The 26,302-nt window shown below is 68.0% G+C and carries 22 protein-coding genes; 19 read left to right on the top strand and 3 right to left on the bottom strand.

Annotated features, from left to right (window positions below; translation table 11 throughout):
- Positions 1-256: 256 nt before the first annotated feature.
- The 3 genes from VFE83_RS16320 to VFE83_RS16310 are packed head-to-tail and all read left to right on the top strand — an operon-like array spanning position 257 to position 3,416.
- The gene (locus VFE83_RS16320; protein WP_324908083.1) at positions 257-1,585 is read left to right on the top strand and encodes an inositol-3-phosphate synthase; all 1,329 of its coding nucleotides are present in this window, start codon (positions 257-259) and stop codon (positions 1,583-1,585) included.
- On the top strand, positions 1,582-2,466 hold the full coding sequence (locus VFE83_RS16315) for a glycosyl hydrolase (protein WP_324908081.1): 885 nt from the start codon (positions 1,582-1,584) through the stop codon (positions 2,464-2,466). The genes VFE83_RS16320 and VFE83_RS16315 overlap by 4 nt, the downstream gene beginning before the upstream one ends.
- An 8-nt stretch (positions 2,467-2,474) precedes the next feature.
- A complete protein-coding gene (locus VFE83_RS16310) occupies positions 2,475-3,416 on the top strand; it encodes a glycosyltransferase family 9 protein (protein ID WP_324908079.1) in 942 nt (313 codons plus the stop codon).
- Here VFE83_RS16310 and VFE83_RS16305 read toward each other — a convergent pair.
- Both VFE83_RS16305 and VFE83_RS16300 read right to left on the bottom strand, forming a co-directional pair.
- Positions 3,394-4,500: a Coenzyme F420 hydrogenase/dehydrogenase, beta subunit C-terminal domain gene (locus VFE83_RS16305; protein WP_324908077.1), complete on the bottom strand. Its 1,107-nt coding sequence runs from the start codon at positions 4,498-4,500 to the stop codon at positions 3,394-3,396. The genes VFE83_RS16310 and VFE83_RS16305 overlap by 23 nt on opposite strands.
- 272 nt (positions 4,501-4,772) lie before the next feature.
- Positions 4,773-5,828, bottom strand: coding sequence for a polysaccharide pyruvyl transferase family protein (locus VFE83_RS16300; protein WP_324908075.1), 1,056 nt, complete (start codon positions 5,826-5,828; stop codon positions 4,773-4,775).
- Positions 5,829-5,884: 56 nt separating this feature from the next.
- Between VFE83_RS16300 and VFE83_RS16295 the strand changes: the two genes are divergently transcribed.
- The 16 genes from VFE83_RS16295 to sugE all read left to right on the top strand — a co-directional run bounded on the left by VFE83_RS16295 (position 5,885) and on the right by sugE (position 24,764).
- Positions 5,885-6,493, top strand: coding sequence for a histidine phosphatase family protein (locus VFE83_RS16295; protein WP_324908073.1), 609 nt, complete (start codon positions 5,885-5,887; stop codon positions 6,491-6,493).
- A gap of 633 nt (positions 6,494-7,126) precedes the next feature.
- Positions 7,127-8,143, top strand: coding sequence for a UDP-glucuronic acid decarboxylase family protein (locus VFE83_RS16290; RefSeq protein ID WP_324908072.1), 1,017 nt, complete (start codon positions 7,127-7,129; stop codon positions 8,141-8,143).
- Positions 8,130-9,284, top strand: a complete 1,155-nt coding sequence (locus VFE83_RS16285) for an NAD-dependent epimerase/dehydratase family protein (RefSeq protein ID WP_324908070.1) — start codon at positions 8,130-8,132, stop codon at positions 9,282-9,284. The genes VFE83_RS16290 and VFE83_RS16285 overlap by 14 nt, the downstream gene beginning before the upstream one ends.
- Entirely contained in the window at positions 9,281-10,396 is a 1,116-nt protein-coding gene (locus tag VFE83_RS16280; RefSeq protein ID WP_324908068.1) for an SDR family NAD(P)-dependent oxidoreductase, read from the top strand. Before VFE83_RS16285 ends, VFE83_RS16280 begins: the two co-directional genes overlap by 4 nt.
- Positions 10,393-11,352, top strand: coding sequence for an MDR/zinc-dependent alcohol dehydrogenase-like family protein (locus VFE83_RS16275; protein WP_324908066.1), 960 nt, complete (start codon positions 10,393-10,395; stop codon positions 11,350-11,352). Before VFE83_RS16280 ends, VFE83_RS16275 begins: the two co-directional genes overlap by 4 nt.
- Positions 11,349-12,359, top strand: coding sequence for a Gfo/Idh/MocA family oxidoreductase (locus tag VFE83_RS16270; protein WP_324908064.1), 1,011 nt, complete (start codon positions 11,349-11,351; stop codon positions 12,357-12,359). The genes VFE83_RS16275 and VFE83_RS16270 overlap by 4 nt, the downstream gene beginning before the upstream one ends.
- Positions 12,349-13,488 (top strand): glycosyltransferase family 4 protein, encoded by a 1,140-nt coding sequence (locus VFE83_RS16265; protein ID WP_324908062.1) that lies wholly within the window; start codon positions 12,349-12,351, stop codon positions 13,486-13,488. The genes VFE83_RS16270 and VFE83_RS16265 overlap by 11 nt, the downstream gene beginning before the upstream one ends.
- Positions 13,485-14,621, top strand: coding sequence for a CgeB family protein (locus VFE83_RS16260; protein ID WP_324908060.1), 1,137 nt, complete (start codon positions 13,485-13,487; stop codon positions 14,619-14,621). Before VFE83_RS16265 ends, VFE83_RS16260 begins: the two co-directional genes overlap by 4 nt.
- Positions 14,614-15,708, top strand: coding sequence for a CgeB family protein (locus VFE83_RS16255; RefSeq protein WP_324908058.1), 1,095 nt, complete (start codon positions 14,614-14,616; stop codon positions 15,706-15,708). Before VFE83_RS16260 ends, VFE83_RS16255 begins: the two co-directional genes overlap by 8 nt.
- Positions 15,708-16,853, top strand: coding sequence for a CgeB family protein (locus VFE83_RS16250; RefSeq protein ID WP_324908057.1), 1,146 nt, complete (start codon positions 15,708-15,710; stop codon positions 16,851-16,853). Before VFE83_RS16255 ends, VFE83_RS16250 begins: the two co-directional genes overlap by 1 nt.
- Positions 16,816-17,094, top strand: coding sequence for a hypothetical protein (locus tag VFE83_RS16245; protein ID WP_324908055.1), 279 nt, complete (start codon positions 16,816-16,818; stop codon positions 17,092-17,094). The genes VFE83_RS16250 and VFE83_RS16245 overlap by 38 nt, the downstream gene beginning before the upstream one ends.
- Before the next feature lie 38 nt (positions 17,095-17,132).
- Positions 17,133-17,915: a TIGR04290 family methyltransferase gene (locus VFE83_RS16240; protein ID WP_324908053.1), complete on the top strand. Its 783-nt coding sequence runs from the start codon at positions 17,133-17,135 to the stop codon at positions 17,913-17,915.
- 52 nt (positions 17,916-17,967) lie between these two features.
- Positions 17,968-20,445: a ribonuclease R gene (rnr, locus tag VFE83_RS16235; protein ID WP_324908051.1), complete on the top strand. Its 2,478-nt coding sequence runs from the start codon at positions 17,968-17,970 to the stop codon at positions 20,443-20,445.
- A gap of 85 nt (positions 20,446-20,530) precedes the next feature.
- Positions 20,531-21,283: a 23S rRNA (guanosine(2251)-2'-O)-methyltransferase RlmB gene (gene rlmB, locus VFE83_RS16230; RefSeq protein WP_324908049.1), complete on the top strand. Its 753-nt coding sequence runs from the start codon at positions 20,531-20,533 to the stop codon at positions 21,281-21,283.
- A 98-nt stretch (positions 21,284-21,381) separates the two neighbouring features.
- Positions 21,382-24,357 carry a diguanylate cyclase gene (locus VFE83_RS16225; protein ID WP_324908047.1) on the top strand — a complete coding sequence of 992 codons (2,976 nt, stop codon included), beginning with the start codon at positions 21,382-21,384 and terminating at the stop codon, positions 24,355-24,357.
- A gap of 89 nt (positions 24,358-24,446) precedes the next feature.
- Positions 24,447-24,764 carry a quaternary ammonium compound efflux SMR transporter SugE gene (gene sugE, locus VFE83_RS16220; protein ID WP_324908044.1) on the top strand — a complete coding sequence of 106 codons (318 nt, stop codon included), beginning with the start codon at positions 24,447-24,449 and terminating at the stop codon, positions 24,762-24,764.
- A 257-nt stretch (positions 24,765-25,021) separates the two neighbouring features.
- Here sugE and VFE83_RS16215 read toward each other — a convergent pair whose 3' ends face one another.
- Complete coding sequence (locus tag VFE83_RS16215) at positions 25,022-26,074, bottom strand: lipid A deacylase LpxR family protein (protein WP_324908042.1); 1,053 nt, start codon at positions 26,072-26,074, stop codon at positions 25,022-25,024.
- Positions 26,075-26,302 lie beyond the last annotated feature (228 nt).

The following is a 26,302-nucleotide window of genomic DNA, read 5'->3' as shown; positions in this document are numbered from 1 at the left end:
GGTCACGTCTCCGATGTGCGTGAACGCATCTTCATCATCATCTTCTTCCGCCTAGCTCGCTTCTTCTTCCTCTTCTTCCTTGTTCGCGGCGTGGCGATACGTTGCTCGGAGCCTTGCGCGCGTTCGCATGATGTTCCGATGCAGCGGGGCGATGAAGTTCGACAGTGCATCCACAAAGCCAACTTCCCTGAACGTCCATTTCACGGTTGGCATACCCACGCACGGACATGCTGCATGCGTGAGCACGAACACACGCATGCGAAGCGACATGGCACCCGCGCGGGGAAAGCTCGGCATCGTGATGCCCGGCCTGGGCGCAGTGGCGACGACCTTCATCGCCGGCGTGGAAGCGATCCGCAAGCACGGCGCGCAGCCGATCGGTTCGCTGACGCAGATGGGTCGCATCCGCCTGGGCAAGCGCACCGAGAACCGCTGCCCCTACATCCGCGACTTCGTTCCGCTCGCGCACCTGGACGACGTCGTCTTCGGCGGCTGGGACGTCTACGAGGACAACGTGTACGAAGCGGCGCGCAATGCACGCGTGCTGGATGCGCCGATCCTGGAGTCGGTGCGATCGGAACTCGAAGCGATTCGCCCGATGGAGGCCGTCTTCGACCAGGCCTGCGTGCCGAACCTCGACGGTCACCACGTCAAGCGTGCCTCCGGCAAGATGGCCATGGCCGAAGCGGTCATCGACGATCTGAGCCGCTTCCGCGACACCCACGACTGCGCGCGCATGGTGATGGTGTGGTGCGGGTCGACGGAGAAGTACATCCAGCCGTGCGACGTGCACGCCACGCTGGACGATTTCCTGCAGGGCCTGCGCGAGGACCACCCGGCCATCGCGCCGTCGATGATCTACGCCTACGCCGCGATCTCGCAGGGCATTCCATTCGTCAACGGTGCGCCGAACCTGACCTGTGACGTGCCGGCATTGATCGAGCTGGCCGCGTTGACCGGCACGCCGATTGGCGGCAAGGACTTCAAGACCGGACAGACGCTGATGAAGACCATCCTGGCGCCCGGTCTGCAGGCGCGCGCGCTGGGCATCCGCGGATGGTTTTCGTCCAACATCCTGGGCAATCGCGACGGACTGGTGCTGGACCACCCCGACAACTTCCGCACCAAGGAAGTCTCCAAGCTGAGCGTGCTGGAGGACATCCTGCGCCCGGACCTGAGCCCCGAGCTCTACGGCGACCTGTATCACAAGGTCCGCATCAACTATTACCCGCCGCATGGCGACAACAAGGAAAGCTGGGACAACATCGACATCTTCGGATGGCTGGGCTATCCGATGCAGATCAAGATCAACTTCCTGTGCCGCGACTCGATACTCGCCGCGCCCATCGTGCTGGACCTGGCGCTGTTCGCCGATCTCGCCAAACGCGCCGGCATGTCGGGCATCCAGGAGTGGCTGTCGTTCTATTTCAAGTCGCCGCAGACCGCACCGGGACTGCGGCCCGAGCACGACATCTTCCGGCAGCTCATCAAGCTGCAAAACACGCTGCGGCACATGATGGGCGAGGACCTGATCACGCATCTGGGCCTGGACTACTACGAGGAACCGGTGGAAGCGGTGCGATGATCGAAGCCGTCACCTTCTGGAACGAGCCCAACAACAAGTCGCACTGGGACATGGAGGTCGATCCCGAGTGGCGGCTGTATGCGCAGATGGTGCGGACCGCCGCGCAGGCGGTGAAGGCGCAGAGCCCGCAGGTGACGCGCGTGCTCGGCGGCATCTCGCCGATCGATCCGCACTTCATGACGCGCTTGCAGGAGTTCGACGCGCTGCAGGACCTGGACGCCGTCGCCGTGCACGGGTTCCCGCTCGACTGGAACCTGTGGCCGATCCACGAGTGGCGCGAGCGCGTGGCCGATATCGAGGCCGTGACGCAGTTGCCCGTCTGGGTGACGGAAGTCGGCGTGTCGAGCTTCGGCGCGGAAGAGGTGCAGGAATTCGGGTTGCGCCGTACCGCCGAGCTGCTGTGCGGGCGCGTCGACCGCATCCACTGGTACAGCCTCTATGACCTGCCGCGTGCATGGGAGGCGACGACACGGCATCGTGAGGCGGAAGGATCGTCGTACTACCGGCATTTCTACATGGGACTGCTCCGTGAGGACGGAACGCCCAAGCTGGCCTTGCAGCAGTTCACCGAATACACGCCGGAGATGGGGATCTGCCAGTGGTTCCACTTCGAGGACCACCGGCTGGATTCGGCAGTGGCATGGCTGCGCCGATTGGGCGTGCGCCGGCTGCGTACGGGGCTCAGCTGGGCCGACCATCTGCGGCCGGATTCCGAACGCTGGTTCGACCGGATGATGACGGCGCTGGACGGCTTCGACCTGACCGTGACCTTCTGCTTCACGCCCGAGTGCAAGGGCGTGCGACCGCATCACACCAGTCCGCCGCAGGATACGCAGGAGTTCACCGATTTCTGCGAGTCGATGATGCGGCGCTACGCCTGACGTATCGCATGAACGCCGTGCGCGATGCGGACCCGTTGAGCGCGTGGCTGCAGCACATGCGCAGCGGCGAGTGGGAGCTGGCATGGCGCATCACCGACAGCCAGCTGCCACGGCGTGCGCGCGAACCGTGCTGGCATTGGCCGCGCCACCTGCAGTACCTCTGGACGGGCCAGTCGCTGCGGGGGCGACGCGTGCTGGTGCACTGCTATCACGGGCTTGGCGACACGCTGCAGTTCATCCGCTACATGCCGTTGCTGAAGCGGGTTGCAGGCGAGGTGACTGTGTGGGTGCAGCCTGCGCTGATGCCGCTGCTGGAAGGCATCGACGGCGTGGACCGGTTCGTGCCGCTGCACGACGGTGCCCCGGACGTGGATCGCGATGTCGACGTCGAGATCATGGAGCTTGCGCATGTCTTCCGTACCACGCCGGAGACGGTGCCCGGCAGGACGGCGTACCTGCACGTCGAGCCGATGCGACTGGGTGAAAGCGGACGTCCTCGTGTCGGTCTGGTGTGGAGGGCTGGCGACTGGGCACCGGAACGGTCGATCCCGCTTGCGCAGATCGAACGCATCGCCGACGTCGCCGGCATCTCTCTCCACATCCTGCAGCCGTTCGCCGCGGAGGCCGGCTGGCGCGGACAGTTCGGCATCTGGCATGGCGAGTTCGACCTGCCTGGTTATGCGCGCATCGTGCGAGCGATGGATTTGATGATCACCATCGATTCCATGCCGGCGCACATGGCGGGAGCGCTCGGCGTGCCGGTCTGGACGCTGCTCGGCGCGCCGGCCGACTGGCGCTGGATGGACGGGCGCGACGATACGCCGTGGTATCCGCGGATGCGCCTGTTCCGACAGGAGCGGTCGGGAGACTGGGCAGGCGTGATCGGCCGTGTCGCACGCGAACTCGCGCACTGGGCAGACACGCGCGTCAGCGCAGGCCCAGGCGGCTGACCAGGGCGCCCCAGCGTCCGCGTCGATAGGCGACCGCATGGTAGGTCGTGAGAGCGCCTCGCGCCCATGCGATGTACAAGGCGCGGACGCGAAACGAGCGTGCAAACCGGAACACGCGATGGGTCCATGCGGAAATGGTCTTGCGCATGCGATAGACCAGCCGGCGCTGCGACGTTGGTGTATCGGCGTCGGGGCGCACGCGCTTCAACGGCGTGATCGGGCCGCGATGATGTGCGAGCCGGTATGCCAGACCTTCACGACGCTGTCGTAATCCGGCGGCCTGCGTCCGTGCGACGAAGTCAGCGTCAACCTCGGTCAGCTGCAGGCGGTTCTCGGCGAGCCCTTGCGAGAGGATCGATGCGATTCGCGGCGAGCGCACGACCACGACGTTGGTGCCGCGCCAGTCGGAGGAATACGGTTCCACCCACGCATCGCCGAACGAGACGTCGGCGGTCTCCGCCATGACGTCGTCGCAGAAATTGCAGGCCGCGTCCATGAAGAAGCCGGCCCCCCAATCGCCGTCCACCAGATGCCACCAGTCGCGATCCACCACACGACCGTCGCGCAGCGTCAGCACCGCGTTGTACCAGCTGGCAGGCCGGCCTTCGAGCTTGCGTCGGAACTCGACGCGTTCGACGTCCTGCAACCCCACGCCCATCTGCCAGGCCAGGCTCTCGACGAAGCGGGCGCTCTTCATGTGACCGCAAAACAGGCCGAGCGTGTGGCGTATACGCTCGCGTACCACCGGTTGTTCGCGGCGCAGCAGCTGAACCGCCTTGATGAAGCACGGAATTCCGATCACGGCGTATCGGCCAGGAGTACTGAGGATCTCGCGGAGGATCCCCGACATCTCGACCGGGTAATACCGGGAGCGCGCACCGCTGCGCAGCTCGTCACCAGTGCGCGAGAGGCGGTAACGGAAGAACCGTCCATCGTGATCTGGATCCTCTACTGGATGGATGTGTGCGACGGCGTCGACGTCGCCGCGTCGCAGCAGTTCCCGCGCCACCCAGGTGGTCAGGCCGCCGGAGCTGCCGTCGCGACGGAAGTCGTCTTCGGCCACGTGGCCCACGTAGGCGGCCACGAATCGCCCGGTGGCATCGTCGTGGCGGTGGGCGTGCGGGAAGCACTCAGCCGCGATCGCGTCTTCGTTCGCAGCCGACGGCGAGAACGGACAGGTGTGCGCGAAGTGCGGGGCGCCGGCGTGATCCCAGCCTCTCGGGCCATCAGGGCGCAGAAGCCCATGTACGTCGAAGCGCATATGGGCACCGCGCCCGCCACTTTGGGCCACGCAGCTTCCGCAGCCGATGCAAAGGCCCGCACGCACCATGTCCGGGGGGCGAAGCGTTGGCGTGTTCATGCCGCCAATGCCCGGGCGAGGTAGCGATGCGATACCTCGCGCTGCCGTTCGATGCAGCGCTTCACCGCGATTCCCGGCGGCGCATCGAGCAGGCGGTCGCAGTCCGCCTGCGTGGCCCCGGCATCGAGCAGGCGCCGTTCGTCGCCCACCTGTGCGAGCAGGCAGCGCAGCTTGACCGCGCGATACCACGAGCCTTCGCACACGAATGGCTTGTCGTTGCGCAGCGCGAACACGCAACCGTGGAAGAAGTTGGTCACCACCGCCTCCGCGCGGGCAATGAACGTGGCGTATTCATGCGGCCCGGCGTCCAGCCACTGCACGTCAGCCCAGTCGTTGCGATAGCCGATGCTGACGACGGGAAGGCCGCGCTGCCGCGCCCAACGCTGCGTCGCGTCGATGAATGCGGGCGAGAAGCCGTGGCCATACACCGCAAGGTATCCGGCCGCCCATGCCTGCGGCCGCCGTGCGGGCGGAAACGCCAGGCAGGGATCGAGTACGAGCTGTGGATCACGTCCCGTCGCATCGTGTACGGCCCGCCGCGAGGCCTCGTCGCGAACGGCGATGCGCTGGAAGCGCCGCAATCGTTCCGACCATTGGCGATCGAGCCCCTGGGACACATCGTGATGCCCGAAACTGGCGGCGTACGACACCAGCGTGCGATCGCGGATCCCTTCGCCATAGAACAACGCGCAGCCGCCGTACCACGGATGCGACAGGTTCCAGACCTCGTCGCTGCCGACCACCACGGCGTCGCATTCGGGCAATGTCCGCGCGTCCTCCAGCTTGAATGCGGGCGATAACGGGAGCGCGGCGAAAGCGCGGAAGAACCGCCGCACCTTGCGTCGGTAAGCGCGACGGTCGGTGGCCGAACTTCGCTGCGGCAGGGTTGGCCGCAGGGCGCAACGCCATTCCGCGCGATCCACCCGCGGGCAGGCGTGGTCCAGCAGTACAGCCTCGTGTCCCATGGTGCGCAGCCCGTCAACCAGACAGCGCGCCTGCCAGTAGCTGCCGTAGTTGATGCAGCGATGGAAAGTCAGTACCCCGATCTTCACGATCCCGTCCAACGTTGGTGCCGATTCTGGTCGCGATGCCCTCGCCACCAGCACGCATGACCCGGTTCCTGCTGATACGACACGCCACCACTGCCGACCCCGGCGTTCGCCTGAGCGGGCGGAAGGGCGGTGTGAGTCTCGACGAGGCCGGGCGTCTGCAGGCGCAGTCGCTGGCGCAACGTCTGGCGCATGTCCCGATCGCGGCGATCCTCGTCAGTCCGCTGGAGAGGACGCTGGAAACCGCACGACCACTGTCGACGCTACTTGGCATTCCCATCGAGCGCTGTGAAGATTTCCTCGAAATCGAGTTCGGCTCGTGGACCGGTCGCACGTTCGACGAGTTACGCAACGATGAGCAGTTCCGCCGCTTCAACGAACTGCGCAGCTGCGCCGGCGCGCCCTCGGGCGAACTGATGCTGCAGGCACAACTGCGCATGGTCGCCGGACTCGACCGCCTGCGCGCGCGATACCTGCAGCGCACCGTGGCCGTGTTCACCCATTGCGACATGATCCGTGCCGCCATAGCGCACTACGCCGGCATCCCGCTCGATCTGATGCAACGCCTCCAGATCGACCCGGCTTCGGTCAGCGTGATCGACCTGGGCGACGACTGGGTGCGTATCGTCTGCATCAACGACGTAGGCGGCGTACAGCTGTCCGCATGAGTCCGCTACGCCATCCCGGTGGGCCTGTTCCTGTACACGTGCAGGCTGCGATTCTGGACGAACATCGCGTGCCCGCTTCTCCTTTGTGCATGCGACGTGCCATGCGTGCTCGACTGTAAAATGGACGTAGCCTCCTCGTCGCTTCTTTCTTCTCGCGACTTTAAAACCGCACATGGGAAACTGCAGTCGAAGCTGAAGCGGGCGGTCCCACTCGCACACACCGATTCCAAACCTTTGCAGTCGAATCCTGTGTAGTCGAACGGCCGCCGGTCTTACCGCATTGGACGGAGGTGGCCGCCGAAACGAAGAGACGTTCCAGAGCCTGTTCCGCACGGCGGACCGGCCGGCTTCCAGAAGGGTGAGAGTGGAAGGCCGGGGCCGACATCCGTCGATCAGTCGACGGGCGGTGTGACGCGCCGGGCAGGAAAAGTCCAGTGGTCCGCGGCGGGAACCTGCCCGTCGCCCGTCCGAACAAGTCCGCAATGCGTGCCTGCTCCGCTGCGGATGTTTTGCAACCAATCTGCTGCAAGAAGCGTCGCCGGCCTTCATTCACGGCGATGGCCTCGCTCGGCCCGAATTCAGCAGTGAACAGGGCTCGCGAGCGGCAGGTCCGAATCCGAGAAGGGAAAGAATATGGATGGCGTAGTTCGTTCGAAACACGAATCGCGGAAGCGGGCCCTGGTGGCTGGCGGAGCGGGTTTTCTTGGGGCGCACCTGTGCCGGCGATTGATCGACGACGGCTACGACGTGATCGTGCTGGACAGCCTGGTGACGGGACGCCTGAGCAATCTGGGCGACCTTCCTTCGCGCAGGCGCCTGCGGTTCATCCGGCACGACGTGACACGGCGCTACGACGCGGCGGTCGACGTGGTGTTCAACCTCGCGTGCTGCGCGTCTCCGGTGCATTACCAGGCTCAGCCAGTGCACACGCTGCAGACGTGCATGGAAGGTTCGCTGAACCTGTTGCAGCTCGCGCAGCGCCGTGGGACGCGGATATTCCAGGCCTCGACCAGCGAGGTCTACGGCGAGCCGGAAACGCATCCGCAGAAGGAGTCGTACCGCGGCGCCGTCAGCACCACCGGTCCGCGGGCGTGCTACGACGAAGGCAAGCGCTGCGCCGAGACGCTGTTCTTCGACTATCACCGGCTCTATGGCGCCGACATCAAGGTCGCGCGCATCTTCAACACCTATGGCCCGTACATGCGCGAGGACGACGGGCGCGTGGTCTCCAACCTGATCGTGCAGGCGATCCGCGGCGAACCGATGACCATCTACGGCGACGGCAGCCAGACGCGCTCGTTCTGCTACGTCGACGACCTGATCGAAGGCATCGTGCGGCTGATGGACATGCCGCGGGAGTTCCCCGGCCCGGTCAACCTGGGCAACCAGCAGGAAGTCACCGTGCTGGAACTGGCAGAACGCATCCTGGAGATGACGGGTTCATCGTCGCGGCTGGTGCGCAAGCCGATTCCGGTGGACGACCCCACGCGGCGCTGCCCGGACATCACCGTCGCGCGCGAGCACCTGGGCTGGTCGCCGCAGGTGCCGCTGGAGGAAGGCCTGCGTCGAACCATCGCATGGTTCCGCCAGGAGGAAGCCGCGCGCACGGCGCGTCGCGACGCTCGGGAGGTCCACCATGACGTCGCGTGAGGGCCATGGCAACGGTGGCAGCGCGACCAGGGGGCGCGTGCTGATCACCGGCGGCGCCGGTTTCGTCGGATCGCATCTGGCCGACGAACTGCTTGCGCACGGGTACCAGGTGCGCGTGCTGGATGTACTGGCCGAGCAGGTGCACGGAGAGTCTCCCGCGTGGCCGGCGTATCTGGCGGACGAGGTCGAGCGGATCCGCGGCGACGTGCGCGACCCCGAGGCGGTGCGCGCGGCGCTCGACGGCGTGGACCGGGTCTTCCATCTGGCCGCTGCGGTCGGCGTCGGCCAGAGCATGTACGAGATCGTGCATTACACCGACATCAACAACCGTGGCACGGCGGTGCTGCTGGAAGCGCTGGTCTCATCGCCGGTGGATCGGCTGGTGGTGGCCTCCAGCATGAGCGTTTACGGCGAGGGGCTGTACGCCGACGCGCGTGGGCGCGAAGTCGCTCCGCCGGAGCGCAGCCCCGATGCACTGCGGCGCGGCCAGTGGGAGCTCTACGAGGACGGTCACGCGCTGACACCGATGCCGACGCACGAGGGCAAGACACCGGCGCCGACGTCCGTCTATGCGTTGTCCAAGCTCGACCAGGAGAAGCTCTGCCTGATCATCGGCCAGGCCTACGGCATACCCACCACCGCGCTGCGCTTCTTCAACATCTATGGCACGCGCCAGGCGCTGTCGAATCCGTACACCGGCGTGCTGGCGATCTTCGCGTCGCGCTATCTCAACGGCAAGGCGCCGCGCATCTTCGAGGACGGCAGGCAGCGGCGCGATTTCGTGCATGTACGCGACGTGGCACGCGCGTGCCGCCTCGCCATGGAGCGACCGCAGGCGAGCGGGCGCGCGATCAACATCGGCAGCGGCCAGGCGGTGACGGTCGCGGCCATCGCCGAGCAGATGGCCAAGGCGATGGGCATGGACGACCTGCCGCCGCAGATCACCGGCAACTTCCGCGCTGGCGACATTCGCCATTGCTTCGCCGACATTTCGTTGGCGCGGGAGTTGCTGGGTTATCGCCCGCAGGTTTCGCTGGCCGAAGGCATGCGGGAGCTGGTCGGATGGATGCAGGACCAGACCGCCGTGGACCGCGTCGACACCGCGGTGGCCGAACTCGAGCGCCGAGGGCTGCAGCTATGAGTCCGCGCGCCGACGCGACCGCACGGAGCGGCTCGGGTTCGCGCCCACTGGATCCGCGGCCGGTGCTGATCACCGGCGGCGCCGGATTCATCGGCACCAACCTGGCCGCGCGCCTGCTGGAAGAGGGACGACGCGTGCTGCTGTTCGACAACCTCTCGCGCCCCGGCGTGGAGCGCAACCTGCGCTGGCTGCGTGCGCGCCATGGCGAACGGCTGCAGGTGGAAGTGGCGGACGTGCGCGACGCACAACGCGTGCGTGCCGCCGTCGCACAGGCTTCGCAGGTGTTCCATCTGGCGGCGCAGGTGGCGGTGACCTCCAGCCTGGTCGATCCGCGCGAGGACTTCGAGATCAATCTGGGCGGCACGCTGAACGTGCTGGAGGCGATGCGGGGCCTCGACGCCCCGCCATCGCTGCTGTTCACCTCCACCAACAAGGTGTACGGCGCGCTGGAAGACCTGGAGATGGAGGCCACCGACACGCATTACCGCCCGCGCGACGAGACCCTGCGCAGCCGCGGCATCGCCGAGGACCGGCCGCTCGACTTCCACAGTCCGTACGGGTGCTCGAAGGGCGGGGCGGACCAGTACGTGCTCGATCACGCGCGCAGTTTCGGGCTGCCGGCGGCACTGTTCCGCATGAGCTGCATTTACGGTCCGCACCAGTGCGGCAACGAAGACCAGGGCTGGGTCGCGCATTTCCTGATCCGCGCGCTGCGCGGCGAGACGATCACGATATATGGCGATGGCCGGCAGGCACGCGACCTGCTGTTCGTCGACGATCTGGTCGATGCCTTCCTGCAATGCCAGGCGCAGCTGCCTGCGCTGGCGGGCCGCGCATTCAACATGGGCGGGGGGCCCGGCAACGCGCTCAGCGTCCGGCAGGTGCTGGACGTCATCGGCGCGCTCACCGGCTGCATGCCACGTGTCGAGTACGGGCCATGGCGAGTCGGCGACCAGCGCTATTACGTGTCCGACACGCGGGCCTTTGCCGCCGCCACCGGCTGGCGTGCGCGCGTGCATGCCCGTGACGGCATCGAGCGCCTGCATGCATGGCTGGTCGACGAGGGCATCGCCGCTGCGCCGCGCCTGGCCAGGCGGACGCACGCGGCATGAACACGATGCGCGCCGCGGTGTTCGAAGGCGACGGCCGCGTGCGCCTATCTCGCGCGCCGCGTCCCGTTCCCGGACGCGGACAGGTGCGCGTGCGCCTGCACGGTTGCGGCATCTGCGCGTCCAACCTGCCGGTGTGGTCGGGCCGGCCGTGGTTCCAGTATCCGATGGCACCCGGTGCGCCGGGGCATGAAGGCTGGGGCGAGATCGACGCCGTCGGCGACGGCGCGGGCGAATGGCAGGAAGGCGATCGCGTGGCGTTGCTCTCCGGCAACGCGTATGCCGAGTACGACGTGACCGATGCCGATGCGTTGGCACGCCTGCCCGCGAGCGCCGCGGGTCGCCCGTTGCCCGGCGAACCGCTGGCATGCGCGATGAACATCTGGCGCCGCAGCGACATCCGCGCGGGCCAGACCATCGCGGTGGTCGGCGTCGGCTTCGTCGGCGCGCTGCTGATCCAGCTGGCGCGCCATGCCGGCGCGGAGGTGATCGCGTTGTCGCGGCGTCCTTTCGCGCTGGACGTGGCACGCAGCTGCGGCGCCAGCGCCACCTTGTCCACCGACGATGCCCAGGCGGCGATCGGTGCCGTCAATGAACTCAGCCATGGCGGATGCGTGCGCGTGATCGAAGCCGCAGGCGAACAGGCCACGCTGGACATCGCCAGCGCGATCAGCGCCGAGGGTGGCTGTCTGGTCATCGCCGGCTATCACCAGGACGGTCCGCGCCAGGTCGACATGCAGCAGTGGAACTGGCGCGGCCTGGATGTCATCAACGCACACGAACGCGACCGCGCCGTGGCCCTCCGCGGCCTGCATGAAGCGATGCGTGCGGTGGACGAGGGACGGATCGATCCGTTTCCGCTGCTCACGCACGGATATCCGCTGGACCGCATCGACGAGGCGTTCGAAGCGCTGTCGTCGCGGCCGGACGGATTCCTGAAAGCGACGGTGGCCGCATGAACGCACGACTGCAGGTACACGACGCGCCGCGCCTGGGATTCCTCGGTGTCGGCTGGATCGGCTGCCAGCGCATGCAGGTCCTGGCCGACAGTGGCGTGGCCGCCATGGCCGCCATCGCCGATCCGCATGCACCATCCCGCGAGAAGGCCGCCGAGCACGCACCCGATGCACGGCAGTGCGAAAGCGTGGCGGAGCTGCTCGCCTGCGACGATCTGGACGGCGTGGTGATCGCCACGCCCAGCGGCGCGCACACGCTGCAGGCCATCGCCGCACTCGAACGCGGCCTGGCGGTGTTCTGCCAGAAGCCGCTCACGCGCACCGCCGACGAGGCCCGTCAGGTGGTGGAGGCTGCACGTTCGGCCGATCGCCTGCTTGAGGTCGACTTCAGCTACCGCGCCGTCCGTGGCATGCCGGAGCTACGCGAAGTCGTGCGCAGCGGCGAACTGGGCGAGGTGTATGCCGTCGACCTGGTCTTCCACAACGCCTACGGGCCGGACAAGCCGTGGTTCTACGAGCTCGCCCAGTCAGGCGGCGGCTGCGTGATGGACCTGGGCATCCATCTTGTGGACCTCGCGCAATGGGTCTGCGGCAGCTCGGGACATGCAGGCATGAACGCCGCGCTCTACGCGAAAGGTTTGCGCCTCACCTGCCCGGTGGACCGCGTCGAGGACTACACCTCGGCGCAGTGGGCCCTCGACAACGGAGCGCAGGTGCGGATGACGTGCTCATGGCGGCTGGCGGCCGGCTGCGATGCGGTGATCCAGGCGGCGTTCCATGGCACGCGTGGCGGCGCAATGCTGCGTAACGTCGCGGGCTCGTTCTACGACTTCACGGTCGAACGTTTCGACGGCACCGCGCGTACCTGCCTGGCCGCACCGCCGGACGCATGGGGCGGACGCACGCTCGTCGCATGGGCCGAGCGCCTGCGCCGCGGCGGTCGTTTCGATCCTGCCGCCGAAGACCTGGTGCAGGTGGCGCGCACCGTGGATGCCATCTATGGACGCTGAGCGCCGCCTGCGCGTCCTGATCACCGCCGACACCGTCGGCGGCGTGTGGCCGTTCGCGATCGAACTGGCCACGCAACTGACGGCCGCGGGCGACCGCGTATTGCTGGCGGCGATGGGCCAGGCGCCCAGCGCAACGCAACGACAGCAGGCGCGTGCCCTCGACGGTCTGGAATTCCATGCACGCGCCTACCGGCTCGTGTGGATGCGCGACCCATGGCACGACCTCGACGAAGCGGCCGAATGGCTGGGTGAGCTCGCGGGTTCGTTCGCGCCGGACGTCATCCATCTCAACGACCTTGCATTGGCGGACCGCGCCTGGCCTGCACCGGTGCTGCTAAGCGCGCATTCGTGCGTGTGCTCGTGGTGGCAGGCGGTGCACGGCGAGTCTGCGCCCGCCGAGTGGAACCATTATCGCGAATGCGTCGGAGCGAGCCTGCGGTCGACGGATCGTGTCGTCGCGCCAAGCCGCGCCATGCTGCATGCGCTGGTTGCGCAGCATGGTCCGATCGCTTCGTGTGATGTCATCCACAACGGGCGTACGCCGCCCTCCGGGATGAGGGCGACAAAAGAACCATTCGTGCTGGGTGCGGGCCGCCTGTGGGACGAGGCGAAGAACCTCGGCGCACTGGCGTCGATCGCGCAGCAATTGCCGTGGTCGGTGTATCTCGCCGGGGCGGTGGATCATCCCGACCGTGGTCCGGCCGCAACGTTGCGCGCGCACTCACTCGGACCGTTGTCGCCTTCGCGCCTGTCCGGCTGGATGGCGCGCGCCTGGATCTACGCGTTGCCTGCGCGCTACGAACCTTTCGGCCTGTCCGTGCTGGAAGCGGCCCAGCACGGCTGCGCGCTGGTGCTTGGCGACATCCCCAGCCTGCGCGAAGTGTGGGGCGATGCCGCGCTGTTCGTCGATCCCGACGATCCGGACGCATTGTCCGCGGCGATCCTGCGCCTGATCCACAACGACACGCTGCGCAGCGACATGGCGCGGCGGGCGGGCGTTCGCGCACGCCGCTACGACCCGTCGCTCATGGCCGCGCGCTATCGCCGCAACTACATGGCCATGGGCTCGCGCGCCTCGCTCTCGCCATCCGCTCTTGTCCCCGACACGCTTGCCGGAGCCGCCGCATGAAGTTCGTCCTGTTCTATCACTCGCTGGTCTCGGACTGGAACCATGGCAATGCGCACTTCCTGCGCGGCATCGTCGCCGAGCTGCAGGCGCGCGGGCATATCGTCGACGTGTACGAACCCCACGATGCGTGGAGCGCCACACAACTGGTGGCCGAGCACGGGCAGGCGGCCATCGATGAATGGCAGACGCAGCATCCGCATCTGCGCAGCCATCGTTATGACCGATCCACGCTGGACTTGGAACGGGCGCTGGACGATGCGGACGTCGCCATCGTCCACGAGTGGAACGAGCCCTCACTGGTGGGCGCGGTCGCCGCGCATGCGCCGCGCGGCTGCCGGGTGTTCTTCCACGACACGCACCATCGATCCGTGAGTGCGCCGCGGGAGATGGAGCGCTACGACCTGCGCGGCTACGACGGCGTGCTGGCGTTTGGCGAGGCCATCCGTCAGCGCTACCTGCAACGCGACTGGTGCGCGCATGCATGGACCTGGCACGAAGCGGCCGACGTGCGCACGTTCCGGCCGATGCCGTTCCACGCCGAGCGGGCCGACCTGGTGTGGATCGGCAACTGGGGCGACGACGAGCGTGCGGCGGAACTGCACGAGTTCCTGATCGATCCGGTGCTGGCGCTGCACCTGCAGGCCGTCGTGCACGGCGTGCGGTATCCGGCCGACGCGCTCGCGAAGCTGTCGGCGGCGGGCATCGACTACCGTGGCTGGCTGGCCAACCACCTCGTGCCGGAAACGTTCGCCCGCTTCCAGGTCACGGTGCATGTGCCACGGCGGCCATACGTCGGGTTGCTGCCGGGCATTCCCACGATCCGCGTGTTCGAAGCGTTGGCCTGCTGCATCCCGCTGGTGTGTGCGCCCTGGGATGACGCGGAGGGCCTGTTCACGCCGGGCTGCGACTACCTGGTCGCGCGCGACGGCGCGCAGATGAAGCGGCATCTGCAGACGCTGCTGCGTGATGCCGAACAGGCACGTGAACTGGCGGCGCATGGACTGGCGACCATCCTCGCGCGCCACACCTGCGGCCATCGCGTCGATCAGCTGCTTTCGATCCTCTCCACGCTGGACGCGACACCGTCGCAGCGCGGTTCCTCCCAGCCATCCCGGAGTCTCATCCATGCCTAGCCCACTTCGCGTCGCCTTCTTCGGCTCCAGCCTCGTGTCCTCGTACTGGAACGGCGCGGCCACGTACTACCGCGGCATCGTGCGCGCACTGCACCACCGCGGGCACCGGGTCACATTCTTCGAGCCGGACGCGTTCGAGCGACAACAGCATCGCGACATGGACGATCCGCCATGGGCGCAGGTGGTGGTGTATTCCGGCACGGACGAAGGCGAAGCCGCACGTGCGCTGGAGCGGGCCCGCGGTGCGGACCTGGTGGTGAAGGCCAGCGGCGTGGGCGTGTACGACGAGTTCCTCGAACGCGAGGTGCTGTCGCTGCAGAGCGCGTCGACGCGCGTCGCGTTCTGGGATGTGGATGCACCCGCCACGCTGGAGCGCATGCAGGCAGATGTTCGCGATCCGTTGCGCGCGCATGTGCCGCGTTACGACATGGTGCTGACCTACGGCGGCGGACAGCGCGTGGTGGATGCGTATCGCCAGCTCGGTGCGCGCGAATGCCATCCCGTCTACAACGCGCTCGATCCCGACACGCATGCGCCTGTGGCGCCCGATCCGCGCTTTGCCGCGGACCTGGCGTTCCTCGGCAACCGCCTGCCGGACCGCGAGGCCCGCGTGCACCGCTTCTTCTTGGATGCGGCGCGGCAGGCGCCGGAGTTCGATTTCCTGCTCGGTGGCAGCGGCTGGGACGACGTCGAGCTGAGCAGCAACGTCGTGCGCCTGGGCCATGTGTCCACGCGCGACCACAATGCGTTCAACTGCAGTGCGCGCATGGTGCTCAACATCAATCGAGACAGCATGGCGCGCTTCGGCTTCTCGCCGCCGACGCGGGTGTTCGAGGCTGCCGGTGCCGGTGCGTGCCTGATGACGGACGCGTGGGAGGGAATCGAGATGTTCCTGGAGCCCGGCCGTGAAGTGCTGATTGCCGACAGCGCCGAACAGGTCAACGCGCACCTGCGCGCGATCGGTCCCGTGCAGGCGCGGCAGATCGGCGAACGCGCGCGTGCGCGCCTGCTGCGCGAGCACACGTACGCACATCGCGCCGTGCAGCTGGAACAACTGCTCGAGGCACGCCTGCGCGTGGCGGCGTGATGGGTTCCGCGCTCGACATCGTGGTGCTGGGCCTGAGCCTGCGTTCGGCCTGGGGCAACGGCCACGCGACCACCTATCGCGCCCTGCTGCGCGCCCTGGAGGCCAGCGGCGACCGCGTGCTGTTTCTGGAACGGGACGTGCGCTGGTATGCCGACAACCAGGATGCACCGGACGAACTGCCCGGCCGCCTTGCGCTGTACGAAAACCTCGACGAACTGCGCGACCGGCATGCAGGGGCCGTCGCTTCGGCGGACCTGGTCATCGTTGGCTCCTACGTACCCGATGGCATCGACGTGGGGCACTGGGTGCAGCGCACCGCTCGCGGCGTGACCGCGTTCTACGACATCGATACGCCGGTGACGCTGGCGGCACTCGCGGCGCGTCGGTGCAGGTACCTCGCGCCGGAGCAGATACGCGGCTACGACGTGTACCTGTCCTTCAGTGGCGGCCTCGCGCTGCGCACCCTGGAAGTGCAGTACGGCGCGCCACGCGCGGCGCCGCTGTACTGCTCGGCCGATCCGGACCGCTATTTCCCAGAGGAAGCGCCGGCAGACTGGGACCTGGGCTACATGGGCACCTACAGCGACGACCGGCAGCCGGTCGTCGAACAACTGCTGTTGGCGCCGGCGCGCGAACGGCCGGAGGACCGGTTCGTGGTGGCCGGACCGCAATACCCGGACACGATCCGCTGGCCGCAGAACGTGGAGCGCATCGAACACCTGCCGCCGTCCGAACACCGCCGCTTCTACAACCGCCAGCGCTTCACCCTCAACGTCACCCGCGCGGACATGGTCGCGATGGGGCATTCGCCCAGCGTGCGGCTGTTCGAAGCCGCCGCCTGCGGCACGACCATCGTGTCCGACAGTTGGGCGGGCCTGGAGGAACTGTTCCGCCCGGACGAGGAAATCCTGATCGCGCGATTCGGCAGCCAGGTGCGGCACTGGCTCGGCAACATCCCCGACGAGACGCGCCGCCGCATCGGCGAAGCGGCGCGCCGACGGTTCCTGGCCCGGCACACGCCTGCGCATCGGGCGCAGGCGCTGCACGGCTATTTCGAACGCGCGGCGGCACGCCGTTCGCGCGTCGCCCATGCGAGGAGGCATGCACATGAGCGCTCATTCATCCAGACAGACCACCGACCATGACGAGATCCGCCGCTGGGCGGAGAAACGCGGCGGCAAGCCGGCCAGCGTGCGCGGCACCGCCGAGCGTGGCGAGGAAGCCGGCCTGCTGCGGATCATGTTCCGCGACGACGAGGACCTGGAGGAAATCGGCTGGGAGGAGTTCTTCGAGAAATTCGACGCGGAGAACCTGCAGTTCCTCTACCAGGACAAGACCGCCGACGGCGACGAGAGCCGCTTCTTCAAGTTCGTCGCGCGCGAATGATCCGCGCCACGCGGCGCGCGAAATGCCATGGAGGACCCATGACGCAAGCACATGCTTCCGGCGTTGACCAGGCGATCCGCGAACTCGGTCCCTGGTTCCACAACCTGCATCTGCCCGGCGGCATGCAGACCGCGCCGCAGCACGAATTCGGCGATTTCCCCAGCTTCAAGTGGAGGCAGATCGCGCCGCACATTCCGCAGGACCTGCACGGCCTGACCGTGCTGGACGTGGGCTGCAACGCCGGCTTCTACAGCTTCGAACTGGCCCGGCGCGGCGCGCAGGTCACCGCCATCGACATCGACCCGCATTACCTGGCGCAGGCGCGCTGGGCGGCACGGCAGTATGGCCTGGAGGATCGCGTCAGCTTCCACCGGATGCAGGCGTATGACGCGGCGACGCTGCCGGGCAGCTTCGACTGGGTATGGCTGATGGGCGTGCTGTACCACCTGCGCCATCCGCTGCTGGCGCTCGACATCCTCCGGCGCAAGACGCGCGACCGGCTCGTGCTGCAGACCATGACCATGCCGGGCGGCGAGCAGATGGACACGCCACGCGACCTGGGCCTGGACCAGCGCGACCACCTGCAGTCGCGCGGCTGGCCGCGCATGGCCTTCATCGAACACCGTCTGGCCGGCGATCCCACCAACTGGTGGGCGCCCGACAATGCCTGCGTGCTGGCGATGGCGCGCAGCGCCGGGTTCGACATCGAGAGGCAACTCACGCACGAGACCTGGATGTGTCGCGCGACGCGCCCACCGGACCCGTTCGTGCAGCCGGAGCTGGACGCGATCCTGGGCTTGCCGGGGCGCGGTATCGCGTAGCCGTGCACGTTCCCGCGACACCGCATTCATGCCGATGTGCGACCATGCCTGAATGAGCAGAAAGACCCCGAGTCGAGGCAAGTCCGGTACCCGTTCCACGTCGCGCAACACCACCGCGCGCAAGGCGGGCAGTGAATCGAAGTCGACGCGCGCCGCCCGCGACGCCGGCGCCAGGAAGGCCGCGAAGCGGCCGGGCTGGATGCCCGAGCCGCCGCCGATGGCCCGCGCGGGCCGGGGCGGTCGAAGCGAAAACCGTGGCGAGTCGGGCCTCGGCTTCCACGACCCGTACGCCGAGCGCGAAGCCGCGCGTTACGAGCAACCCATCGCCAGCCGCGAAGTGATCCTGCAGACGCTGGCACGCGCCGATGGCCCGATGCCGGCGGAAACGCTGGCCGAACTCCTGCAGCTGAGCGCGCCCGACCGGTTCGATGCCCTCGGCAAGCGGCTGTCGGCGATGGTGCGCGACGGCCAGCTGCTGCGTAACCGCCTCGGCGAGTATCTGCCGGCACAGCAGCTGGACCTGCTGCCGGGCGTGGTGATCGCCAACCCGGACGGCTTCGGCTTCCTGCGCCTGGATTCGGGCGGCGACGACCTGTTCCTGCCGCCAATGGAAATGCGCAAGGCCCTGCATGGCGATCGCGTGCTGGCGCGCGTGACCGGCGTGGACCGGCGCGGTCGCCGCGAAGGCGCGATCCTGCGCGTGCTCGAGCGCCGGCTCAACCGCCTGATCGGGCGCTTCTGCCTGGAGGCGGGCATCAGTTACGTGGTGCCCGACGACCGCCGCATCCAGCGCAATGTGCAGGTGCCTCAGGACGAGCGCCTGGGCGCGCAGAACGGCCAACTGGTCGTGGTGGAGCTGATCGAGGCGCCCGACGAGCACGGGCCGCAGCGCACGCCGATCGGCCGCGTGCTGGCCGTGCTGGGCGACAGGCTCACCGCTTCGCTTGCCGTGCAGGCGGCCATCCACGGGCACGAGATCCCGCACGAATTCCCGCAGGCCGTGCTCGACGAAGCCGCCGCGGTGCCGCTGACCGTGGACGAATCGATGGTGGCGGGGCGCGTGGACCTGCGCGAGCTGCCGCTGGTCACCATCGACGGCGAGGACGCGAAGGATTTTGACGACGCGGTGTACTGCGAACCCAACCGCGGCGGTTTCCGCCTGGTGGTCGCCATCGCGGACGTCTCGCATTACGTGCGACCCGGCACCGCGCTCGACGACGAAGCGCAGAAGCGCGCGACGTCCGTCTACTTCCCCGGCTTCGTCGTGCCGATGCTGCCGGAGACGCTGTCCAACGGCATCTGCTCGCTCAACCCGAAGGTCGACCGCCTGTGCTTCGTCTGCGACATGCAGGTGGATCGCGAAGGCGAGGTGACGCGCTCGAAGTTCTACGAAGCGGTGATGAACTCGCACGCACGCCTGACCTACACGCAGGTGTGGAACGCGGTGGGCGAGGACGTGCTGGAAGAGGACAAGGCCGAGGCGGTCGCGCAGATCGGCTCGCTGCTGCCCAACGTGCAGCGGCTGCACCAGCTGTACCAGATCCTCGCCAAGGCGCGCGAGCGTCGCGGCGCGGTGGAGTTCGAATCCAGCGAAGTGCGTTTCGTGCTCGGCCCGAAGGGCGAGGTCGTGCAGGCCGGCATGCTGCAGCGTAACGATGCGCACAAGCTGATCGAGGAATGCATGATCGCCGCCAACGTGGAAGCGGCGAAGTACCTGATGGCGCAGCGCGTGCCGTCGCCGTTCCGCATCCACGAGCGTCCGCCGGAGCAGAAGTACGCCGACCTGCAGGAGTTCCTGAAGGAGTTCAAGCTGCGCATGCCGGCCTGGGGTCGCGTGGAGCCGCGCGATTTTACGGCGTTGCTGCGCAAGATCCGCGATCGTCCCGATGCGGCGCTGATCGAATCGGTCCTGCTGCGCAGCCAGTCGCTGGCGGTGTATTCGACCGACAACGTCGGCCACTTCGGCCTGGCGCTGGAGGCGTACACGCATTTCACCTCGCCGATCCGCCGCTACCCGGACCTGCTGGTGCACCGGGCGATCAAGCACGCACTGGCCGGCGGCAAGCCGGAGAAGTACCGCTATTCGCCCAGCGAGATGGCCGCGCTGACGCTGCAGTGCTCCGAGCGCGAGCGACGCGCCGACGAGGCCGAGCGCGAGGTCGACGAGCGTTACCGCGCCGCGTGGATGGAACAGCACGTGGGCGGCGAGTTCGAAGGCGTGATCAGCGGCGTGACCAGCTTCGGCCTGTTCGTCGAACTGGACGAGTCCAAGGTCAACGGCCTGGTGCACGTCACGCAGCTGCCGCATGACTATTACCAGTTCGATCCGATCCGCAAGACGCTGTCGGGCGAGCGCTCCGGCCGCGAATTCCGCCTGGGCGACCGCGTCCGCATCGTGGTCATGAAGGCCAGCGTCGAGGAGCGCAAGATCGACTTCCGCCTGGTCGAGCCGGGCCGGGCCGGTGCGCCGGGCGTCAGGCCGCTGCCGCCGCGGGGCCAGCCCGCGCGCCGGAAGAAGCAGAAGTACTAGGCCCCGGGGACGGTCCGCCGGCCCCCGGCGGGCCGGGCGGCCGCGCCGGTAGAATGGCGACTTTCGTCACGCCTGAAGGCAGCAGATGAGCAGCAAACAGTGGATCGCCGGCATCAACGCGGTGACGGCCGCGGTCGAACACGATGCCGAGCACGTGCGTGAGGTGCTCATCGAGGCCGGGGCGAAGAATCCGCGCCTGGCCGACATCGAGACCAACGCGCGCCGCCACGGCATCGACGTGCGCCGCGTCGCCACGCAGGCGCTGGACGGCGTGGTCGGCAACCTGCGCCACCAGGGCGTGGTCGCACGCTATGCAGCGGCCAAGACCTGGAACGAGAACGAGCTGGAAGCGCTGGTGGACGGCGCCGAAGGCCGCGCGCTGCTGCTGATCCTCGACGGCGTGCAGGACCCGCACAACCTCGGCGCGTGCCTGCGCAGCGCCGCCGCGGCCGGCGTGACCGCGGTGATCATTCCCAAGGACAAGTCGGTGCAGGTCAACGCGACCGTGCGCAAGACCTCGGCGGGAGCCGCCGACAGCGTCGCGGTGATTCCCGTGACCAACCTCTCGCGCACCATGCGCGACCTGCAGAAACTGGGCGTGTGGTTGTACGGACTGGCGGGCGAGGCGCAGGACTCGCTGTATTCGGTGGACCTGACCGGCAACGTCGCGCTGGTGCTGGGTGGCGAGGCCGACGGCCTGCGCCGCCTGACGCGCGAGAACTGCGACCGGCTGGTGAAGATTCCGATGCCCGGCGGGGACGGCGGCGGCGTGGAAAGCCTGAACGTCTCCGTTGCGGCAGGCGTGACCCTGTTCGAAGCGGTGCGGCAGCGCACTTAAGTCTGCCGCTGCGCGGCCGATAAGGCCTGCGCACGTTCAGGGTCGGGAAAATGCGGGCAGGGGGCATACAGGGGCGGCTGCGCGATTGGCGACGGTGGATGGCCGCGCTGGTCGTCTGCGCCTGCGCGTCGTGTCCGCTCGCCGCCGCGGGTGCCACATCGTCCGGTCCACCGCCGCTGCGCGATTACGTCGTCGATGCGTGGACCTCGCGCAACGGCCTGCCGCACAACTCGCTGCGCGACATCGCGCAGACGCCGGAAGGGCACCTGTGGTTCGCGACCTGGGAAGGCGCGGTGCGCTACAACGGCATCGAGTTCACCGTGGTCTCGCGGGCCACCACTCCCGGCCTGCGCGACAACGGCATCGGCTCGCTGTACGTCGATCCGCACGGCCGGCTGTGGCTGAGCGATTCGCGCGGCAACCTGGGCCGTCGCGAGGCCGACGGCCATTGGCGCTACTGGGAACGCAGCGCCGACTGGCCGCAGGCACTGATCCACGACATGGCGATGGACAGCCGCGGCTACCTCTGGCTGCTGTTCGAAAACCACGGCATGGGCCGGCTGGGCCCGGACGAACGCTTCGAATACTTCGCGCCGCCGAAGGACGTCCCGCTGCCGGCGAGCTTCCCGCGCATCGCGATCGATGCGCAGGACCGCATCTGGGTCGGCACACTCGATGGACTGGCGATCCGCGAACCCGACGGACGCTGGCATCGCGCGCCACCGCGCTTCGGCCTGCCCGCGGGTCTGGTCTGGCCGTACCGCGCGGCCGACGGCACGCTCTGGCTCACGGCCGACGAGCGCATCTACCAGGTGCGCGACCGTCGCGTCGTGCTGGCGCATCGCCTGCCGGGCATCGGCCACTTCACCGCGATGCTGCGCGACCGCAACGGCGACCTGTGGCTGGGTACCGAGAACAGCGGCCTGGTCCGCATCGGCGCACACGGCGTGGAGCGTATGCCGGCCGGCGACGTACTTCCCAACGGACGCATCGCCAGTCTGGTCGAAGACGCCGAAGGCAGCATCTGGGTGGGCGCCAACGGCGGGCTGTTCCGCCTGCGCGAGACGCTCTTCAGCAGCTACACGCGCAAGGACGGCCTGTCCGGCGATTACGTGCGCGCGGTGATGGAAGACCGCCACGGCGATTTGTGGATCGGCGGCGGTGGCGGACTGGACCGCATGCGTGCGGACGGTTTCATTCAGCGCGTGCCGGTGGACGGTGGTAGCGGAGATGCCATCTCGGTGCTGAGCCTGGCAGAGAGCGCCGATGGCGACGTGTGGGCGGGCACTTTCGCCGACGGCGTGTTCCGCCTGCGCGAAGGACTGCCGCCGCAGCGCTACACGCAGGACCACGGTATCCCGGCCGGTCACGTGCGTGCGATTGCGGTGGGCCGGGACGGAACGGTGTGGGCAGGTACGCGGCGCGGCGTCATGCGACTGGGCGCGCAGCGCGCCGAGCCCGCGCCCGACGTGCCCGGCATGCCGCACGGGCTGATCACCGCGCTGGCAAGCATCGGCGATGCGCTGTGGATCGGTTCGGTCGAAGGCGCCAGCGTGCTGCGTGGCGGTCGCGTCGAACGCGTCGACGTGGAAAGCGTGGGCGGTGCGCGCTCGGTGTTCGGCTTCCAGGGCATCGGCGGGGACGTGTGGATCTCCACAGACCGCGGCCTGTACCGCTATCGCAACGGCACGCTGGCGCGCGTCGGCCTGGAGCAGGGTCTGCCAGTTGATGCGGTGTTCCAGATCGTCGCAGACCGCACCGGCCAGGCGTGGATCACCAGCAACCGGGGCGTGCTGCGCGTGTCGATGCAGGCGCTGCACGACGCCGCCGACGGTCGCGCACTTCCGGTGCATGCCGATCGCTACACCGAGACCGAAGGCCTTGCCAGCGCACAGGGCAATGGTTCGTCGGCACCGTCGGCAATCCTGCGTCGCGACGGAACGCTGTGGCTGGCGACGGCGGCCGGCGTGAGCATGGTCGATCCCGTGCGGCTGCGTCGCTACATCGACCGCATCGCACCGCCGGCGGTGATCGAGGACGTGAAGGTGGGCGGTCGCGCATTCCCGTGGCTGTCGGCCACGCACGTGCCAGGCGGACAGCGCATCACCGTCTCGTATGCCGGGCTCAGTTATCTGCTCTCGGAGCGCATCCGCTACCGCACGCGCCTGATCGGCCTGGACGGGCAGTGGATCGATCGCGGGGCGCAGCGCAACGTGGAATTCCTCAGCCTGCCGCCGGGCAGCTACGTGCTGCAGATTGCGGCGGCGCATCCGGGCGGCGACTGGAGCCCGCAGATCGCGCGCTGGGCGTTCACCGTCGAGCCGCTGTGGTGGCAGCGCAGCGATTTGCGCGCTGCGTTCGCACTGGTGGTGCTGGTCGGACTGTTCGCGCTGTACCGCTACCTGCTCACGCGTTATCGCACCAAGAACCAGCGCCTGGCACGCCTGGTGGCCGAACGCACGCGCGACCTGCAGGCACAGGCCGAGCGGTTAATGGCGGTCGATCGCGACCGTACCGAACTGCTCGAACGCCTGCGCCGCCAGGCGGAGGCCTATGGCCGGCAGGCACGCGAGGATGCATTGACTGGACTGCCGAACCGTCGCCGCTTCGACGAGGTGCTCAGGCGCGACGTCGCGGTAGCGCAGCGCGGTGGCCACCCGCTGTGCCTGGCGTTGATCGACCTGGACCACTTCAAGCGCATCAACGACACGCACTCGCACGCGGTCGGCGACGAGGTGCTGCGCGAAGCCGCGCGCGTGCTGTCCGCCGATTGCCGCGATGCCGACCTGCTGGCACGCCTGGGCGGCGAGGAGTTCGCGCTGCTGCTGCCCAACACCGCGCTGGACGCCGCCATCGCCATCTGCGAGCGGCTGCAGCAGCGGTTCCGTGCGCACGCGCAGTGGGCCGGCGTGGCCGGACTGCAGGTCACCTTCAGCGTCGGCGTGGCCGAGTGCCGGCAGGACGACACGCCATCTCGGCTGCTGGAGCGCGCGGACGCGGCGATGTACCGCGCCAAGAACCAGGGCCGCAACGTCATCTGCGTGGACGAAAACCCGCCGCAACCGCGGCTGTGAAATAATCGGCCCACACGCAGGAAGCGGGGACGACCCCGCCTCTCCATCATCGTCCGGGGACGGCCCCACCCTCGATTGGAGACGCTGCCATGCCCTGGATCATCCTCGTACTCGCCGGCCTGTTCGAAGTGGGCTGGGCCATCGGGCTCAAGTACACCGACGGTTTCACCCGCCTGTGGCCCACCGTGGGCACGGTCGCCGCGATGGCGATCAGCCTGGGCCTGCTGGGCATCGCCATGAAGTCGCTGCCGGTCGGCACGGCCTATGCCATCTGGGTGGGCGTGGGCGCGGTCGGCACAGTCATCCTGGGCATCGTGCTGTTCCAGGAACCAGTGAACGCGCTGCGGCTGATCAGCGTCGGGTTGATCGTCGCCGGCCTGGTCGGATTGAAGCTGGCGAGCCCGTAGCCCCCGCAGACCGCAGCGGCGTCACACACCACCGTCATTCCAGCGAAAGCTGGAATCCATCTTCTCTTCAACGCTCACCGCGAGCCAAAAATGGATCCCGGCTTTCGCCGGGATGACGACTGACGGGTGATCGCGCAGAGGGGTTGCTCTTCTGCGAAAGGGAAGTGCACGGCGCAGGGTTGGCGGTGGGCATTAGTGCATCGCACGTCCCAACCCTCACCCCAACCCCTCTCCCGGTGGGAGAGGGGCTTTGGGCATCAGAACGCGCGGCTGATGGTGAAGCTGCCGAACACCGGCGTTTCCTGCTGGCCGTCGAATTCGCGCGTGCCGTGGTAGCGGGCCAGGGCGAACTTCCAGCGGTTGAACATCACCGCCACGCCATAGCCGATGTTGGCCACCGCGTTGCGCTTGTCCACGCTGTGGCTGTCGCGAAAGGTGTTGCCGTCCAGAGTGATGTCGTAGAACACCCAGCGCGTGTCCATGGTCAGGAACATGTGCGCGCCGGGCGTGTACTGGCTCTGCGGCTCGCGAGTGGGCGCGGTGTTCTCGCCCGCCGGACGCAGCGGCGTGCTGCCGAAGTCGTCGGGCAGGTTCTTGCCGAAGCGGAACTCGGCGCCGGCGTTCACGTACGTGGCCAGGTTGCCAAAGCTGCCACCATAGTGCGTGATGGTGTCCCAGCCCCAGCCGCGCGCTCCATCGCTCGACGAAAAGCGCAGCATGCGTTCGTGGATCAGTCGGAACACCGGCTCGTTCTCCAACTGGTTGTCCCAGCCGCGGAACTTCTCGCTCCCGGTGATCTGGTGCACGGCGTCCTGTGCCTGCTCGCCCAGCGCGGCCGGACCGACGATGCCGAACTGCAACTGCGTGGTGCGCAGGCGGTCGCCTTCGCGCGCGTTGTAGCCCAGGCCGACCAGCAGCGCGGCCGCGTAGGGACGGTCGTCCTCGATCAGGTCGGCGCGGGTGAAGTCGCTGGGCGTGAAGATGCCCTGCGAGAACGTGGCGATCATGTTCTGCTGCTCGAACGTCGCCGGCTGCAGCGCATTGAGGTGCCGGTTGACCCAGCGCGCCAGGCGCGGAATGCACGGGTCGTCGGTGTAGTCGCGCAGGTTGGGGGAGACCAGCGTCAGCTGCACGCCGTTGCTGTAGCCCTGGTCCTGGCCGCCGAGCAGGTCGTTGTCGACGCGCAGGTTGACGATGGGAGGCAGGCGCGTGCGGCCGTGCTTGCAGGCCTCGCGGCCCTGTGCCTGGGCATCCGGCGCGGCGCACGCGCAGGCGATGACGGCCGAAAGCAGCCATCCAGTACGGTTCATGGGTGGTTCCGATTGACGACGCCGCGCGCGACGCAAGGCCGCGCTACGGATGCCGGTGGGGGTGTGCATAGGATCGCATCGGCCGAAAGACCGGGCGATGCGTCCATCCGCGATGGAGCATTCCAGCAGCGTCGCTTTAAAACGGTTTTAAGAACTGCGCTGCAACGGACGGCCGCACGATGTCACGGCGCTTCGCGCATGCGATTGCACGCGATTGCGCCTTTGCCG

This window comes from Lysobacter sp. (assembly GCF_035655815.1).
Taxonomy (GTDB): domain Bacteria; phylum Pseudomonadota; class Gammaproteobacteria; order Xanthomonadales; family Xanthomonadaceae; genus Lysobacter_J.
The sequence above is the reverse complement of the archived record's forward strand: the minus strand, read 5'-3'. Positions and strand labels throughout refer to the sequence as shown.